The following is a 17,585-nucleotide window of genomic DNA, read 5'->3' as shown; positions in this document are numbered from 1 at the left end:
GAGGAGATAGACGTCGCCGGGATCGCGGTCCTGGAGGTCGCGCGTGGAGAGCACCGGTGAGTGCCGTTCCTCGCGCGGCGAACAAGTATTCGCGTCTACCCGCGGGCCGCTGGGACGAGCGTTCGGCGGGCCCTTAGCAGGGCTACGTCTTTGTGGTTCGAGGGTCGCCCAAGGGAGCCAAGGACAGCCTGTTGGGTTTCGGGAGCCCAGTAGATGCGTAGGTCGCTACGTGCGCGGGTGATGGCGGTGTAGAAGATGTTGTGGGTGATGTGGTCCTCGTTGGCGTGCGTGATTACGACCTTGACCGAGTCGTACTCCAGACCTTGCGCCTTGTGGATCGACACTGCGTAGGCGACCTGGAACGGCACGGTCGTGTGTAGCGCGTCACTGTCATCGTCGCTGACGTCGATGTCGTACACGGTGAACCTCACGGTCGAGTTGCCGATCCACTCAAGATCGCCGTCAGAGATGTCCAGCTCGGTGAGCGGCCGGTCGAGCTTCACGTCGAAGCGGATCCGTCCCTGTGCGGCGTCGATGGCGACAATCCAGCCCTTCAGGTTGTTGTAGATGACTGGCCGGAACCGCTCTGTGTCGTGGAACAGCACGGGGTCACCGACCTTGTAGGTCGCATCACGCCAACGTGTGGGCTCCGCCGGGTTACTGGCCTGAAGGAACCGGTTGATGTTGTTGATGCCGTACAGGCCATCGTAATTCAAGCTCAGCACGATCTCATCGCCTTTCGACGGGGCAAGAAGGGACTCGTCGAGCGGCGACGAGTACCCGTTGGCGGCGACGACCTCTGCGATGTCGTCGTCAAGCGCGCGAACCTTGCTCCAGAACCCCAGCAGCGCCTGGCTGGTGGTCCGAAACGGCGTCGTCAACTCGAACACCGCGCTGTCAGGGACGAACGACGGGATGATGTCAAACCAGTTGCCGAACCGGATCGATTCGATCTGGTGCACATCACCGACCAAGACCAACAGCTGAAGCGACGTGCTCCGAAGCACCTCGAGCAGCTCTTCGTTGCTGACGGTGCTGCACTCATCGATGAACACCACATCGAACTCCATGTCTTGCCCCGATGAGCGGTAGTTGTGGCTGGCGACCGTGCGGAACTCGGAGTTCTGCGCGGTCACGCGCCGCCTCAGGTTGTCCGTGGCCGGGTGGGTCTGAGCCAGAAACAGCTTGCGCATGTCGTTGAAGCGGCTGGCGATGTGGTCGACCATCGTCGACTTGCCCGTGCCAGCCGCCCCGTAGATGATCGCGACGTGCGAATCGCTGAACAACCGACGCAGCGCTTCCTCCTTGACCGGGTCGTCGATGCCGCGGTTCGCCTCGGCCAGCCACCGGTCGACCGCCTGGGTGTAGCCGTCCACACCCGCGGACGCGTACTGCTGAAGGGTCGCCACGATCTCGACCGTGTCGTCCTCATAGCTGCGGATGAACACGTGGTCCATGTCCACGATGAGACGCCGGCGACCGTGCTTGGAGTAGAGCGCGTCGTTGTAAGTGTCGACGAGCTCGTTGACGTCACCGAACCGCTCCAACTCACTCACCGGCGTGTACAGCACACCGTGGCTGTCCACGTTCGTCTTCACCCGCCGCGCAAGCAGCTCGTGGTCGCGGCGCGCCGGGTCCAGGGCCTCCATGAGATCCCAGTAGCTGGGGTTGTGTCCCCTTGGAGAGGTGCAGAACGGCATCGTGTCGAACGGGATGCAGCCGAAGTCGAGGTTCAGGCCGGACAACAGGCGGCAGCCGTCCGCGGAGTACTGGGGCTTGATGATCTGATTGTTCATTCGCAGCAGCAGGTACCTGAGCACGTTGTGGCCCGGCGACGCAGACATGATGATCTGTCGTGCCTTGTCGATGATCGGGAAGATCGCCGGTGTGCGCGTCCTCTCAGTGCCCCTACTTCTGATCTGCGAGTACCCCTCATCTGAGGTGTCGATCAGGTCGAGCAAGTTGGACGATCCGACCGTCAACGCACGCATCAGGAAGCGGTACTCGGCCGACGAGGTGCTGACGTTCACCCTTATCCCCAGCAGCTTCGCAAAGTTGTTGAACTCGCACGGTCGAATCGACACCTTCCAGTCGCGCACGATCGTGATGGGAAGCTGCTGGCCGAACATCTCGATGTGGTCGTGCTGGAACGTCAGCAATGCCGAGTACTTGTCGGTCATGGCGATGTCGGTGAACGCAACGATGCGGTCGAACTTGCTGACCCTATTCACAGCCGGGTAGCACGTCACCTCGTAGTAGATGCGCCCGTCGACGAAGAACGGCCGCGTCTTGTGGATGTAGTAGCGGCGCGGTGAGCCGTCGTCGAGTTGGCGGGCGGGCTCGTTCACCCGCGCCGCGATCCGGTCGTGGTACTCACGCAGCGCAGGGTCGGTGTCGAGTGGGAACTCCTCGAGGTTGGCCAGCACGGCGACCCCGCACTCGTCTGCCAGCAGGGTGCGCAACTGCAGCAGGTACTCGTAGTACTTGAGCATCAACCGTTCAGACGCATCCCTGTCAGGCGTGTAGTGCGAGGTGCTCTTCTGGAGCAGCTTGTGGAACCTGCCGAGGAAGTTCAGGTTCGCTCGGGTCTTGACGAAGGCGATGGCGTGTCCGACCGCGTCGTAAGTGAAGTCTGCGCCGGGCGAACCGACGTGTAGCCGCATCGCCGCTGCCTCGACGAGGTTGCGAAGGTGCGACAGGACATTCCCCGACAGGAGCGCCCGCTGATCGGCGAGCAATTCGATGTTCGAACAGATCGCGTCGTCCGCATTACGGAGCTGTACATCAACAGTCGTCACTCAATCACCCCGTCGCCTCGGCCAAGGCGGCCACGCCTTCCCCGACGGGCCGGACCCCGGGGCTATGCGGCCATGGTCGACGGTAGCGGCCGCCAGGACGAACGAGAACTTCTGGCGCATAGTTCCCTTCCTCACGGGTTTTCGACAACATCAGTGTGCCCGGCGAACGCGTCCCACTGGTGGTCGCCGACGACCAGGTTGCGGGGCTTCTTGACCTACTCAGGGACGCGCAGAGGCGCAACGTCCTTGGGGCCGTGAAGGTCGCACCGGCGGGGACCTGACGGAATCCATACGCCGCTCCATCAGCGACGTGGACATCATCACGTTCGACGAGCTGCTGGCTCGGGCTCGCCCTGTCGCCCAGCACAACGAGACGGCAGACCTCCGTGGGGACGGGGCTGGGGACGGCCCCCACGTAACACCCCGCTCGCGGCTCCACCTGCATCGCCTCCGCCGCCTCCGCCACCAGACGGCGACCCGTCGCCGTAGGAACAGCTCACGAACGTGCCGCCGCCCTAGCCCAGCGGCGACGACCTACCCTTCTAGACACAATCAACTTGAAGGGGGACGAACCACATGGCGTGGGGCAAGCAGGCGCTCGGAAAGTTGTTCATCTCTCACTCATCCGCAGATAAACCCAAGGTTCGGCGACTAGAGAAGCGCCTTCGAGCCGGGGGATACGACACTTGGCTCGATGAGAAGGAGATCGCAGTCGGTGATGCGCTGGCCGGTAGGGTCTCGGAGGGCGTGAAGACCGCCAAGATCGTCCTGGTCGTCGTTTCGAAAGCGTCATTGGAGTCGCAATGGCTCCAATATGAGTTGGACATTGCCACCGAACGCATGATCAAGGGACACTGCCGAGTCTTGCCAGTTCTCATCGATGATGTTGAAGTTCCGGCTGAACTCGCGGGTCGACTGTACGCCGACATGCGACCTGGCAAGCGAGGAGGACTGCGTCGCATCCTCGACACACTTGAGTCCGAGGCCGCCAAATACCCTAAACCTGCGCCTCCGATCACGATGGACTCTGCGGACGCATGGACGAGACATCAAGCCTACGAGAAGTTCCTAGCTGGTCTCTCCGAGCAGGGCTGGTTCTCGGCCAGCATGGAGGTCTCAGCCATCCGGGACATTGACTTTGAAGGGATCACGATCGATGAGCGTGACGTTGTGGTCGACGTAGTTTCTTCATTCGGCGGACCGGAGGACCTCACGCGCGCCGATTTCGATGATTGGGCGCACCGCGTGACAGAGGAGATCCAAGAGACATGTGGGCTCCTGGTCACGGAACGACAACCTTCTCGGGACCTGCGAGATGCCCTCGGCCTCGTAGATCGAATGGGTGCCCGAGCCACGAGTGGCCTATTCGTCCCCAGTGGCATTCTCGTTGTGGCGGACCTGAGCGGCGGCCTTTCAGAACGAGAGGCCCAGAGAGTGCTTGAAGACGCCTACTCAGTACTGGGCGACGCTATTAGACATTCCTCTCCCGCTCCCATCGACCCGTCCACGCTGCAGCATGATTGACGATGCGTCCTGAGAGGGAATGACGCGGACTCCTGGCTGTTGTCAGTTCGGGAACATCCTGCCGGCCTGACGGGACTCGTGACCTACGCCCGCGAGTTCATACGCTTGGAGATACTCAACATCCACGCTAACGCAGACGAGGTTCGTCAGGGTTCTTGGCACCCCGAGGGTGGCGGAGGCGCCGACTACTGCTTCTTCCGCAAGGGCCCCGACGTCGTGGTCACGGATGGCTCGGGCAACTTCGTCACCATCCTTCGTGGAGGCCACATCGACGCTTGGTATCAGAGTGCAGGTCGACTCCAATGACGAAGGAAGCTTCGGAGACTCTGATGGAGCTACATGGGCGAGTCATCACCAGCGTCCATAGGACCTTCTACGTGTACCGTGGCGATGTAGACGAGTCGAGAGGCGCGATCGAACTCCACTTCTCCGATGTAACCACGCTATTCCTCGATGGCGATCCGGACGGATCCAGCCTGAGGGTAAGGTCATCGCCGTGGAGGGATCCCTTCTCGGGCGAATTCTCACCCGAGAATCGAGACTACGTCGAACGCTCCGGCAAGTGGACTCGGTTCGATGTAACAAATCGTCCTGAGTACAGCAGTACGGTCGACGAAGAAGTCATCGACGTGAGCCTCATCCGCCTGTCAAACGGCATGATCAGTGGCGTCAATTACGTTTCGCTACGCCTCGAGCCCGAAACCCGGCGCCGGCGCGTGCTCGACCGTCATGTGGACCGACGGTGCCTCGCGCGTGCTTCGGCGGCCGTGTTCGAGCCACGGGACGACGGCCCGGAGGAGTTGGGTCAGTAGTTCCCGCTGTCTCATCTGCTCCGAGTCTTCCGGCACGTCACCTAAAGGGTCGTCCGTGGCGGCGATGTTCCAGCGTTCCCTGTAGCGGTTGAGTTCGTCGACGGTCTCGTCCCAGATCTTTGCCCAACGCTCGTGGTCGGGTCGTGGGCCTAGCGTGCCCAGCACTGGGTCGTCGGTCAGCGGTGCTGGCGCGCTCTCGGCGCCTCCCTCATCGAGCGTCCGACGCAGCTGCTCTGTTGCCTTCATGATCCCGATCTCCCGTTCGAGCTCGTCTACGCGGTCGGACCATCTCGCCGTCTGCTCGCGAGCCCGCAGGAGCGCACCAGGTCGCTTGTCCACCGTGGCATCAGCCTGCAGCTCCTCGACCCATCGCGTCGCCGCCTTATGGGCCGCAGTGACGAGCCTGAGTTCCCGCTCGACGTCCTGGAGGCGACGGTCGAAGTCGTCGGGCTCGGGTGGCTGCACCTCGCCCCGGCTGGAGACGACGGGTAGGCGCTCGAGCCACGTGAGTTGGGAGACCCTCCATCCGCCACTGCCCTCCCGGAGTCCGACCATGAGCGCGCCCCGACGTTTCTCGTAGTGGCGGGCGACGATGGTCGCGGTGATGCTTCCCGCGGTCCGGCGTTCGAGGTGGATGCGACCGATGTCCTCCCGCATGACGGGGCCCGCGGACGCGACCAGCTCTTGGGGTCGTTTGCGGTGACGCTGGTACTCGGCGTCGATCAAGAAGGCGGCTAAGTGGTCCGGTGGTCGTAGGCCGCGCTCGACCTCGAGGTAGGTCCTCGCGATCTGCCTCAGCACGGCGCGGAGCTGAGCGTCGGTGAACTGCCTGGTCGGCACGGTGTCTCCCTTCAGGCCAGACCGACGCCGAGGTCGCGGGCCTGGTCAGGACCCGCCTCTCGGACCGGTTGGATCTGACGACGAGCGTGTAGAAGCTGGCGGAGCGCCGCGTTGTACGACTCCCGCTCCCTCGGCGCGTCGGGTCGAGGGCCGAGGGGCTGCTCGTTGTCGGTCACCGCCTGGGCTTCGCGGTATGCCTCGACAGCGGAAACGGCCTCACGCCAGATCCGTCGTTTACCAGCGTGCGAAGGCCGGGCTCCGAGAACACGCGTGATGTAGGAGGGCGGATCGAACTCGGCAGCGTGGGTCTCACCGACGGCTTCGTGTGAGGCCTCGGGGAGGTGCTCGATCGCGCAGACCTGCTGGTGGCTGCGCCGGAGTTCGGCAGCCACACGCACTTCGGCGGGACGGTCTTCGCCTTGCAGTGTCTGTGGATGCGTCGGGTCGTCGGGCGGATCGGGATCCTGTGGGTCCTCGACGACGTAGAGGCGGTTGAGCTGACGGCCACGCGACAAGGCCACGTAACCCCACTCGCGGTAGATGGTCTGGTCGGCCAGGACGAACGTGGCTTCGCAGGTCAGGCCCTGTGCCTTGTGCGCGGTGAGCGCGTAGCCATGGTCGACCCAGCCGGCGTCCAGGTAGTCCGTCGGCAATACGACGGACTCGCCGGTGTCGTCGCGGGTGAAGGTCAAGCTGCGGGGGATGTGGTCGATGCGGGTGACGGTGCCGCGCGTGCCGTTGAGAACTCCGACGGAGCGGTGGTTGCGCAGGCACAGGATGCGGTCGCCGCGGTGGAACTCGCGCCCCGCTGCGATGAGCGCGGGCCCGTGGAGTTCGCCGGCGGCGGTCAAGTGTTCGCGCGCACGGGCGTTCAGGTCGTCGATGTCGACGCGGCGGGCAGCGATCATCAGGGCGTCGTCGCCGAACTCGGCGACCGCCTGCCACCAGTCGCCGACGAGCTGCTCTCGCAGCGCAGCGGCGGTGTCTCCGACGACCACTCGATCGTGGAGGAGGTAGGCGTCCAGGGCGTCTCGGACGTTCCCGTCGCGCAGCTCGTCGAGGGCGTCGCGTTCCCAGGCCTGCTGTTGTCGGCGGTTGTCCGTCAGTTCGATGGCGGGAAGGCGGTTGACCAGTCCTGCGAAGGCGCCGCCGGCGTCGATCTCGGGCAGCTGGTGGTGGTCGCCGACGAGGACGACCTTCGTGCCGATCTGGTTGGCCTCGTCGAGGAAGCGCGCCAAAGTGCGGGTGCCGACCATGGCCGCCTCGTCGATCACGAGCACGCCGCCTGCCGGGAGGCCGCCGCCCGGTCGCTGGATGTCGGCGAGCAGGCGCGCGATCGTCATCGACGGGATAGCCGCGCCGTTCTGCAGCTCGAGCGCGGCACGAGCCGCCAGCGCGCACCCCACCACCGGGATGCCAGCGCGTTCCCACGCGGCACGTGCGGCGCCCAGCATCGAGGTCTTGCCCGACCCGGCGCGACCAACGACGACAGCCACCCCGTCTCCCGACTGTGTCAGGTGGTGGACGGCTTCTGCCTGCTGGTCGGACAGCCAGGACCGACCTGCCAGGCAGCGCTCGACCTCCGCCGGGTCCACGGTTGCCACGCCAGCGTCCCGCCGGGCGACGGCCTGCTCGACGAGCTGCTGCTCCAGAGCGAGAAGCTCGAGGGTGGAATAGCGCCGCTCGGTGACGGCGACGAGGCGACCGTCGCGCAGTCGGATGCCTGCGCTCGCCAGGTGACGGACGTCACTGCCGTGGCTGGACAGCCGCACCGTCCTGGCCTCGCCCTCCAGCAAGTGGTCGGCCAGCCGCTCGATGTCGGCGACCTCCGCTCCGAGGGGGAGCTTCAGGCACCAAGCTTGGAGTGCGTCGCGACGCGTGAACGTCGAGGCGCGTGCGGTGAGGCCCTGCTCGCTGAGAAGATCTTCGGCGGCCATCCGCAACGACGACCTGTCCGGCTGGGGAGGCGTGGTCCGACCCGTGAGATCTGCGACGGATTCGTCGTCGAAGTCGAGCTGGGCGGCACGGCGCTGCCACTGCTCGCGGAGACCGGCAGGCTCCGCTGTCTTCGTCGGGCGGGTCGCCAGGGTGGCGACCTGTGCGGCACGGGCGGACGACTGTCCGACTCGCTCCAGCTCGTCGAGGATCTGTGAGCGACGGCGGCTGAAGGCCTCGATGACGTCGCGTGGCACGCCGTCGATGTCGGCGTAGCCGTTGCGGACGGGTCCCCAGTCGGTGCCAAGGCGGCGGGTCAGCTCGTGGCGGAGGTGGGCTTGGTAGAGGTAGCCGGCGGTCTTGGCGTGCAGGTACAGCTGGCGACCGTCGAGCGTGCGCCAGGTGTCGTCGTCGGGGGTGTAGACGAGGTTGGGCACCAGGACGTGCGTGTGCAAGAGGGGATCGTGCGCCCGCGAGGCGCGGTGGCGGAAGCCCGCGCCCACGAAGCCCTCGACGGGGACGCGCTCGGCGCCTCCAGCGCCTCGGCGTGTGAAGGCGGCATGCCGCTCCAGATAGTCGACGGCCGCGGCGACCGCCGCTTCGTGGGCGCGGCGAACCTCCCGTGAGGTCTCGACGTCCGAGAGCGCCCACGCCAGTGACACCGACTTGGGCGCTCGGAACGTCAGGTCGAAGCCGGGCACCTTACGCGGACGCGAGAGCAGGGCCTCGCCGGTGGTGGGGTCACGACCGCCCAGGACAGCCCGCAGCTCGTCGGCATCGACCTCGCCGGACAGCCCCAGGCGTGGCGATGCGCGGCCGAGCCAGCGTCCGGGAGCCTCGCCCTCGCCGGTGTAGTACTCCTCGACGCTGGTCGCGACCTGCGAGAGGTAGTAGTCCTCGCCTCCGGAGGCGAGTTTGCCGACGTTCAGCACGCGCCACCCCCAGGTCCACGGGAGGGGCGCCGGGCGGGCCTGCACGCCAGTGCAAGTCTGTGAGCGCGCTGGGGGGTGGGGAAAGGTGACGCCGCGAGCACGGCCGAGGTCGTTCCGGGCCCACGTAGAAGGTGCTGGGCGCGCAGGGGCCGCGATGACACCTGGCGGAACGTGGGGTCCGGGTCTTCGCTGCAGAGCACGTGCCGCGTCATGGCGAACTCCCTCGGATGGCTCAGCGCCCGGGCGGGGCGAGATCGGGACCATCGGGTCGACGCGGCTGCTGGTCGCGTTCGGGCGTGTCGCGCCCCGAGCCTCGTGCCAGCCGTCGAAGCGAGTCAGGGTCTCCTTCGAGCACGACCAATTCGTGGTCGTGACGTCGTGCGCAGCGGTTCCCAGGTAGTGGGACGGGGCGGCCGCAGATGCAACGGGGGGGTCGCAGCACGTTGACCTGGCCGGCTTCCGCGAGCCACAGCTGCTGCTCGTGGTCGTCCGGGGCGCAGTACACGCAGGCGCAGCGCGCGACGTCCTCCGAGCCGACACGGAAGGCCTTGAGGCAACCCAGGGAGCGGCGCCGTTCGCGGTCTGCCTCGCGGAGAGCAGTGTCCTGGGCTTTGGCCTCTGCCAGAGACGCGAGCGCGAGCTCGAACTCGGGGTCGAGGTAGCGGTCGAGCTTGTCCGGCTCGGCTGAGGTGCCACGGCCGGTGTTCGCGGCCGAGAAGCGGACCCGCTCCGCGAACGACCCGGTCCCGTCATGGGATGGGCCCGCGGTGGCGGTGACCTCGACGACGTGAGCCGCTCGGCTTGCTGCGTTGGCGAGACGTTCTGCGATGATCTCCGCCCGCCTATGTGCGGTCTGTCGCCGTGCGCCGCCTTCAACGCGGATGGTGATGGCGACCAGGTACTCGGCTGAGTTGCGGAACGCGGGTGTCTTGTGCGGTGCACTCACTGTCCGTTCCCTTCTGGGGGTGCCGGGACGGGCACGGTCAGCGCATCGATGGCGAGACCGATGTCGAGGGCCAGGCCGATGATCTCGTCCGTGTGCTCGCCGACCTGGTTGAGCGCGGCGTGGAGCGCCTCCAGGGCGCCTCGGAGAACGTCACAGATCTGTGCGGCGTGCCAACAGAGCCGGGCCGAACGGGTGACAGCCGTTGCCTCGTCTGTCGCGGCCGCTGGAGGACTGTCCGCCCCAGTGAGGTTCGATGTGGTTTGCATGGGGACTCCTGTCATGGGCTCAGCGAGCGGTCGAGGCTCCGTTCCAGGGCGGGCCCGTCCCCATGGGGTGGCGCTACGGCCTCGAAGGCGACATCAGGGCGGCGTCGAAGCACCACTGCGATCCGTGCGTTGAGGTCGTCGTCGAGGTCCTCGGCTGGCGGTGGCTCAGGCAGGCCCTCCTCGAGATTCGCCGGTGGGCTCGGCCCGTCCTCGAGGTCCGCCCCCAGGGCCAGACGCAAGAACTGATCCGGATGCTGGGCGTGCACGGCCACGGCCCACGCGAGCAGCTGCGCCCTGACGACCGGTACGGATCGTCGGTCGATGCCGGCGACCGGCGTCGTCACCCGTTCGACGGCCAGCGTGAGCTGGGCGTCATCGAGCGCGTCGGACAGGACGGCTCCCCAATCTGAGGAGCGCATCTGCTGTTCCTCGTAGACGGCGTCGGCCCGATCCCTGGCCGCCCGCTGTCGAGCCCACGCCTGTCGTCGAGCCTGCTGCGCACGACGCCCGAGGAGGTCGCTGGCGTCTGGGTCGGTCCTCACCCGCTCGAGGACCCACTCGTCAAGCATCTCCAGGAGGGCGGCTACGCGGTCTGACCCGTCCGTGCCTGTTGGCTCGTCATTGATGTGCTCGGAGGACGAGGGCTGACCTGGATTCGAACCGTGGGGGCTCATGCCGCGGACAGCACTCGGCGCATCTGCCGCTCGACCCGCAGACGCTGCTGACGCAGACGCGTGCAGGGGACACCTTCTTTCGCGGCAACCTCTGTCAGTGGGACGCCGGCGACGCGCGTGACGGCGATCAGGAAGGCGTCCTTGGGCGCGACACGTGCACGCCGAACCGCCCACCGCAGCATGGCCGCGGCCTCGACGGCTTGGCTGGGGTCCGGCGCCACGAACACGTTCTCGGGGAGGTCGCCAAGCAGCTCCGCCTGCGTGCAGCGATGGGAGTCCAGCTCCGAGAACAAGCGCTTGCGGATGTCCCACACGATGTTCACTGAGACGGCGCGCGGGCGATCCTCGACCGGATAGCTAGCGATGACGTCGTAGGCAGCGGAGACAACCCGGGCGTTCCAGTCGGGCTGCGTGAACGGGACGTCCCACGACGCGATGCGCTTCAAGGCGGGCACGAAGCGCTGGAGCACGAGCCTCAGCGCGAGGGCGTCGCCACGACCGATTTCGAGCAGCGACAGCAACACGTCGCTTTGGTCTTCGGGGTCCTGCCGACGATCGCCCAGGAAGCGCATGAGCTGCTGCACGCTGTCGAACCCGCCGAGGCGCGGCTCCCGCTGCCGCCATCCCGTGAGGGCTCTGGCGCCTTCCCCTCGGGCCATCTGCCGCGACCAGTCCTGATCCAGCTCGTCGAACAAGGTGATGACGGTGTCGGTTCCCATCGGCTCCTCCTCGCATCAGGCGACGCGAGGACGGTGCAGGCCCACCCTTTCACGGACCTCTCAGGAAGTGGCCTTTCACGCCCCGAAAGGCAACATCTCGCGGCTTTCCGCGCCGTCGGTCGGGTGACCGCTTCATCACGAACTCGGCTGCAGACCCACCTTTCTGAGCACCGGAAGGCCAGCTGGCATCGCGGACGGTCGAACCGATCAGAGACGATCGCGCGGTGATGGCGATGTGCGCACGACACCGTGCGCCTCGGCCACATCACTGACCGTGTCGCCTCGGTGAGGGTTTCCGCTGGTTCGGTGAGCGGCGGGCGCAACGCGGCTCCGCCGGGTCAGTCAGCCCCAGTTCCCCCGACATCAGCGAGAGACTCCGCCAGCTCTGAGAACTCGGCGAGCGCTGCCTCCAGGTCCTCCACGATCTCGGCGGCGATGACGCCCGGTGGCGGGAGGTTGTCGACGTCCTCGAGACTCTCGTCGCGGAGCCAGAAGATGTCGAGGCTGGCCTTGTCCTTTGCCACGAGCTCCTCGTACATGAAGCGCTTGAACCGCTCGGACTCCTCGCGCTTCGAGCGGTCGTCGGCCTGGTAGCAGTCAACGAAGTCGTCGAGGTCGGAGCGGCTGAGTGGGTTCGTCTTGAGCGTGAAGTGCATGTTCGTGCGCAGGTCGTAGATCCACAGCTCCTTCGTCCAGGGCGTGTCGGAGCCCGGCTTGCGGTCGAAGAACAGGACGTTCGCCTTCACACCCTGGGCGTAGAAGATCCCCGTCGGCAGGCGGAGGAGGGTGTGGACATCGCACTCGTGCAGGAGCCGCCGGCGGATGGTCTCGCCGGCGCCGCCCTCGAAGAGCACGTTGTCCGGCACGACGATCGCCGCCGAGCCTTCAACCTTGAGCAGCGTCTTGACGTGCTGGAGGAAGTTGAGCTGCTTGTTCGACGTCGACGCCCAGAAGTCGTCTCGCACCACCGTCATCGACTGGCGCTCAGCCTTGCCCTCGGCGTTGACGATCGTGACCGACGACTTCTTCCCGAACGGTGGGTTGGTCAGCACCATGTCGAACCGCTCACCCGGATCGGCTCTCAGTGCGTCGTCGACATAGATCGGACTGTCCGAGTCGGGTGACTCGATGCCGTGCAGCAGCAGGTTCATCGCACACAGCCTGGCGGTGTTGTCGACGATCTCCCAGCCGGTGAACGCGCCTGAGCGTAGGTGCTTCTTCTGGTCGGGGTCGAGGTGGGGGTGGTGGCCCACGATGTACTCGTAGGCGGCGAGGAAGAATCCGCCCGTGCCGCACGCCGGGTCGCAAATCCGCATGTCCGGGCTCGGCCGCATCACCTCGACCATGGCGGAGATCAACGCCCGAGGTGTGAAGTACTGGCCGGCGCCGGACTTCGTGTCGGCCGCGTTCTTCTCCAGCAGACCCTCGTACGCGTCGCCCTTCACGTCCGCGCCGAGGGTCATCCACTCCTGGCCGTCGATGAGGTCCTTGATGAGCCGTTCCAGCTTGGCCGGGTCCTGGATGCGGTTCTGGGCCTTGCGGAAGACCACGCCCAGCATGTCGCCATTGCGGCCGAGTTCGTTGAGGATCGTGATGTAGTGCGCCTCGAGCGCCTCACCCTTCAGCTCCAGCAGCGACGGCCAGTCGAGATCCTCCGGCACGATCCGGTCGAGGCCGAGCTGGCGCTGCTCCTCGGCCATCTTCAGGAACAGCAGGTAGGTGAGCTGCTCCAAGTAGTCTCCGTACGACAGCCCGTCATCCCGCAGGATGTTGCAGTAGTTCCAAAGCTTGTCGACGAGCGCCTTCGAGTCGCTCACGATGACACCTTCGTCTTCGATTGACGCTTCTTCACCGGCTTCTCGGCACGGATGTGTTTGAGCAGCTCGCTCGCCTGCTCGTCTGAGGGATCCTGCTGAACGAGCCGACCTGAGAACGCGCTAGCAACGATCGAACGGCGCGCTTTGGCGGCACGCCGCTTCGTGCGAGCAAGGGACTTCGACAGGGCCGACACCGTCGTCGACCACGTGTCGAGCTCGTCTAGGATTCGATCTTGCTCGACCAGAGGTGGAACGGGGACAACCACCGCCCGGAGAGTCCTGAGGTTGATGTTCTTCTGCGCCGTCGCTGGCGCGAATCGTTCCAAGCGCTCCTGCTCGACTCGTAGGAAGTACTCGACCCATTCCGCTCGGACGCCTGTCACGTCGGGAATCAGGCCGACCACGCTGTCGGGAAAACAGGCGTCGAGCCCGAGGATCGCCGAGTCGGCGATGTTGGCTGCGATCGTGATGAGCACGGTGCCGGCAGGCCAGAGCCGGCTCTGAGCCAGCCCCGCTTCTGAATACGTCTTCCTGTACTCCTTTAGCACACCCTGTGCGGCCGCTACATCGCCGGTTTGAATGAAGGGATATGGGCCGCCATAGAGAATGGGATCGTTGCGCGGTCGATGCTTTGACTTGCCCCTTCCCATCTCGCCGAGATCGGAAAGACGCTTCCACGACCACCCCTCGGGCAACGGGTGCCCGGGGTCTTGGGAGAACTCGGCCTCTCCCGAAGGGCCGTGGCCGTGGATAAGTCGGCGCGTGGTCGCGTCCAGCAGGCGAGGCAGTCGCGCCGCCACTGCACTCGTCGTAAGCGACGCTCGATCCAAGACTGACAGATGCTCCTCGATCGCCGCGACGATCCGCTCCTGCTCATTCAGCGGTGGCACTGGGATTGGCGTCGCATCGAACCGCTTCTTTGTGATGTGGACCATGCCCGACCCGTGCGTCTGCCGTTGCAGGTCCCCGAGAACGTGCTCGAGCAGGTGCCGATGGAAGCGTGGGTCCACGTAGGAGACGACCTTGAAGATGTGCTGGTTGAGTACCGCCTCTGGACCCCGCCATACGAAGACTCCAAGCGTCGCAGCCCAGGAGACGAGTAGATCGCCGTCCCGGACGATGTGGCGTTCGTCAGCCTCGCCCTGGAAGTAGTTGAAAGCGTCGCTGGTTCCTGTGAGGTTCTGGATGCGGATGATCGGTCGGCCGGACTCGCGCCACTCGGTCTTCTTGAAGCCGCGGCCGTTGATGTACTTGCCAATCTCGCCGAGGCTCGACCACTCCCAGCCCATCGGAAGATCGTTCATGCCGCAACCGCTTCCGTGATCTCGTCAAGCAGCACTCTCAGCTCGTCGCCGAACAGTTCGCGTGCCTTGCCAAGGCCGCCGCGCTGGCTGAAGGGCGGGCCTTGGAACTCGATGGGTTCGATGCTGAGGCTGGCGGCGAGGTGGTCGCGGATGAGTCGGAGCCACTCGATTTGTTCGGTGGTGAAGGCGCGGCCAGCGTTCTGCTGTTGGAGCAGCCAGGTCTCAAAGCGTTCGGTCACGCGATCGGGGTACGGGATGAGCTCGTCGTCAAGGGCGAGGGTGTAGCGAACGAGGGAGACGATGTTGGTGAGCACGGTGCCAGCTGAGCCGCGGACCTTCGTGGCGTCGAGGGTCTCGTACGCCTCCCACAGCCGCTCGGCAGTCCACGCATGGGGCGGTCGCCTGATGGCGTCGGCCAGTTCCTTGATGTCGCGGTACGTGAGCCGCTGAGCGTAGGGCTTGCTGTATAGGACCTGGAGGGCGGTGATCTCGTCCTTGTGCTCCTCCAGGAACTCGCGGAACGACTCGATGGTGTGGGCGGCACGGGCTTTGGCGTCGACGGCGAACTCGGCGCGGGTGACGGTGTCGGTGCTGACCTCGTCGATAACTTGCTCGAAACTGCGCTGTACGTGGACGAGCTGCTCTCGAAGTGACGGGTTCGAGGCGAGCGGCTGGACAGCGGCTTCGAGCAGCTTGGTACGGGCGACAGCGACGTCGTCCGCGTCGGGTTCGTCCTTGCCGGTGGCTCGCTGGGCGGCAGCGACCTGGATGTCGGGATCGATGGCCTCAACGAGCGCGTGCTTGATGTCGTCGAGGCTGGTGCCTGCGGTCTCTTCGAGGCGAGCCCGGTCGGCGGCGGTGATGCGAGCATCGATGCGGGCGAGCCGAGAGGCGAGGCTCGAGACAGCGTCCTCGGAGATCTGGCCGAGGCTGATCTGGTGGAGCAGTTTCTCCAGCTTCACGCCCCGCTTGCGTTCCAGCGGCGTGGTCTCGAGCAACTTGGTCTCGGTCACGCCGACGGCGTCGACGAGCACGAACCGGTCCTTGTGGCCAGCGTCGGGCGTCACGACCTGCAGGTCGGTGTCGGCGATGGTGCGCGTGCCCCGCCCCTTCATCTGCTCGAAGAAGTTGCGAGACCTGACTATGCGCATGAACACGACCATCTCGATCGGCTTCACGTCGGTGCCGGTGGCGATCATGTCCACTGTCACGGCGATGCGCGGGTTGTAGCCGGTGCGGAACGCCGAGAGCAGATCTTCGGGCTTGTTGCCGTCCGAGGCCTTGTAGGTGATCTTGGCGATCACGTCGTTGCCCTTGTCGAACTCCTCCCGCACGACCCGCACGATGTCCTCGGCGTGGCTGTCGGTCTTGGCGAAGATAAGCGTCTTCGGGATGTGCCTGAGCCGTCCGTGTTCGTCGGTCTCGCGGTCGGGGAAGATGGCCGGGAGGTTGCCTCTCAGCGTGCGAACGATAGTGCGGATTTGGTCCTTGGCTACGACTCTTCGGTCGAGCTCGGACTCGGCGTACTGGAGGTCCTCGTCCACCACCTCAAGCCGTTCCTGGCGGGTCTCCCGATGCCGGAAGGTCGTGACGTAGCCGGCCTCGATGGTGGCTCCACGTTCACTGATCTCGGTGGAGATCCGGAAGACGTCGAAGTCCACGTTCACCCCGTCGGCAACCGCTTGCGGGAAGCCGTACTCCATGACGAGATTCTTGTTGAAGAAGCCGAACGTCTGCTTGCCGGGCGTGGCTGTGAGGCCTACGAGGAACGCGTCGAAGTACTCCAGGACCTGACGCCACACGCCGTAGATAGAGCGGTGACACTCGTCGACGATGATGACGTCGAACGTCTCGATGGGGATGTCGGGGTTGTAGTCGACCTCTACCGGCTGCTCGGGAGCCAGCTCGAACCCCGAGACCTCATCGATCGCCTCGTCGAGATCGGGATCACCCCGGAGCATCGAGTACAGGCGCTGGATGGTGCTGATGCAGACGCTGGCGACCGGGTCGATCCGGTTGTGCGTCAGCTGCTGCACGTTGTACAGCTCGGTGAACTTGCGGCCTGACCCCGGAACGTCGAACCCCTGGAACTCCTTGAGGGTCTGCCTGCCGAGGTTCGCTCGGTCGACCAGGAACAGGACGCGAGTTGCCCGCGCGCCCTTCTTGTGGTCCAGGAGACGCTCGGCGATGTTGACCGCACAGAACGTCTTCCCGGATCCGGTAGCCATCTGGATCAGCGCACGAGGACGACCCGCCTTCAGCGACGCCTCCACATTGCGGATGGCCTCGGCCTGCGCGTCCCGAAGCCACCACGGGTCGGTGTCCAGCGGCGGCAGCTCTCGGAGCCGCGCGCGAAGCGACCCGGTCCCGTGGTGCGACCACTCGGACAGCTCGCCGTCCAGCGACTCCGGGCGATGGAACCAGAAGACCTGCCGGGCGGTCGGCTCCGGGTCGAAGCGACAGGTGAACCAGGTTTCGATGCCGGTTGACTCGTAGCCGTAGGGCAGGTACCCGTCGACGAGCAGAGCGGGTAGCTCGTCAGGGATGTGTGTCTGGTACTTGACCGTCTGCCACTCGACGCCGGAGAGGGTCGTGCCTGCCTTCTTGGCCTCGATGACACCGACCGCTTGGCGGTTGATGAAGAGGACGTAGTCGGCGGGTCCGGCGGTGGTCACGAGTTCTCGGACAGCGACACCCACACCCGCGTAGAGGTTGATGGACCGGTAGTCCTGCACCACCCAGCCGGCGGCCTCCAGCATCTCGTCGATGCGGACGCGCGCCTTCTGCTCCGGGTGCAGGTAGCCGTCCTCCCCGGCGACCAACGAGCCTCCTCCATCAGACCGTCGTGCGCAGACTATGGACCGGCGTGCGATGGAGCAGGATGAAGCCAAACTGGACCGGGTCGAGTGACAGGAAGGTTGAGCACGGTTGATGGAGGCCCGACGAGCTTTCCCGATGCCGACTGCCGCTAGGCAAGGCGTCCTGAGGTTGGGCATGCCGCCTCGAGCCCTGAACTCA

The 17,585-nt window shown here is 65.6% G+C and carries 11 protein-coding genes; 1 reads left to right on the top strand and 10 read right to left on the bottom strand.

From position 1 onward, the window contains the following. Positions 1-95: 95 nt before the first annotated feature. Entirely contained in the window at positions 96-2,798 is a 2,703-nt protein-coding gene (locus KY469_06320; GenBank protein MBW3662695.1) for an ATP-dependent RecD-like DNA helicase, read from the bottom strand. Between the two features lie 576 nt (positions 2,799-3,374). Here KY469_06320 and KY469_06315 point away from each other — a divergent pair. Then, entirely contained in the window at positions 3,375-4,322 is a 948-nt protein-coding gene (locus KY469_06315) for a toll/interleukin-1 receptor domain-containing protein (GenBank protein MBW3662694.1), read from the top strand. 683 nt (positions 4,323-5,005) lie between these two features. Here the strand turns inward: KY469_06315 and KY469_06310 are convergent. The 9 genes from KY469_06310 to KY469_06270 form a co-directional block, all read right to left on the bottom strand. Next, entirely contained in the window at positions 5,006-5,974 is a 969-nt protein-coding gene (locus KY469_06310; GenBank protein MBW3662693.1) for a hypothetical protein, read from the bottom strand. Positions 5,975-5,985: 11 nt separating this feature from the next. Continuing rightward, positions 5,986-8,841 carry a relaxase domain-containing protein gene (locus tag KY469_06305; protein MBW3662692.1) on the bottom strand — a complete coding sequence of 952 codons (2,856 nt, stop codon included), beginning with the start codon at positions 8,839-8,841 and terminating at the stop codon, positions 5,986-5,988. Positions 8,842-9,073: 232 nt separating this feature from the next. After that, a complete protein-coding gene (locus KY469_06300) occupies positions 9,074-9,787 on the bottom strand; it encodes a hypothetical protein (protein ID MBW3662691.1) in 714 nt (237 codons plus the stop codon). Further along, the gene (locus KY469_06295; GenBank protein MBW3662690.1) at positions 9,784-10,053 is read right to left on the bottom strand and encodes a hypothetical protein; all 270 of its coding nucleotides are present in this window, start codon (positions 10,051-10,053) and stop codon (positions 9,784-9,786) included. Before KY469_06295 ends, KY469_06300 begins: the two co-directional genes overlap by 4 nt. Before the next feature lie 11 nt (positions 10,054-10,064). Beyond that, a complete protein-coding gene (locus KY469_06290) occupies positions 10,065-10,472 on the bottom strand; it encodes a hypothetical protein (protein MBW3662689.1) in 408 nt (135 codons plus the stop codon). Between the two features lie 251 nt (positions 10,473-10,723). After that, positions 10,724-11,446: a hypothetical protein gene (locus KY469_06285; protein MBW3662688.1), complete on the bottom strand. Its 723-nt coding sequence runs from the start codon at positions 11,444-11,446 to the stop codon at positions 10,724-10,726. 338 nt (positions 11,447-11,784) lie between these two features. After that, the gene (locus KY469_06280; protein MBW3662687.1) at positions 11,785-13,266 is read right to left on the bottom strand and encodes a type I restriction-modification system subunit M; all 1,482 of its coding nucleotides are present in this window, start codon (positions 13,264-13,266) and stop codon (positions 11,785-11,787) included. After that, positions 13,260-14,567 (bottom strand): restriction endonuclease subunit S, encoded by a 1,308-nt coding sequence (locus KY469_06275; GenBank protein ID MBW3662686.1) that lies wholly within the window; start codon positions 14,565-14,567, stop codon positions 13,260-13,262. The genes KY469_06280 and KY469_06275 overlap by 7 nt, the downstream gene beginning before the upstream one ends. Then, the gene (locus tag KY469_06270) at positions 14,564-17,326 is read right to left on the bottom strand and encodes a DEAD/DEAH box helicase family protein (GenBank protein MBW3662685.1); all 2,763 of its coding nucleotides are present in this window, start codon (positions 17,324-17,326) and stop codon (positions 14,564-14,566) included. The genes KY469_06275 and KY469_06270 overlap by 4 nt, the downstream gene beginning before the upstream one ends. Positions 17,327-17,585: the final 259 nt, after the last annotated feature.

It is taken from the genome of Actinomycetota bacterium (genome assembly GCA_019347575.1).
Lineage (GTDB): Bacteria > Actinomycetota > Nitriliruptoria > Nitriliruptorales > Nitriliruptoraceae > JAHWKY01.
This window is presented reverse-complemented; position numbering and strand designations above follow the sequence as displayed.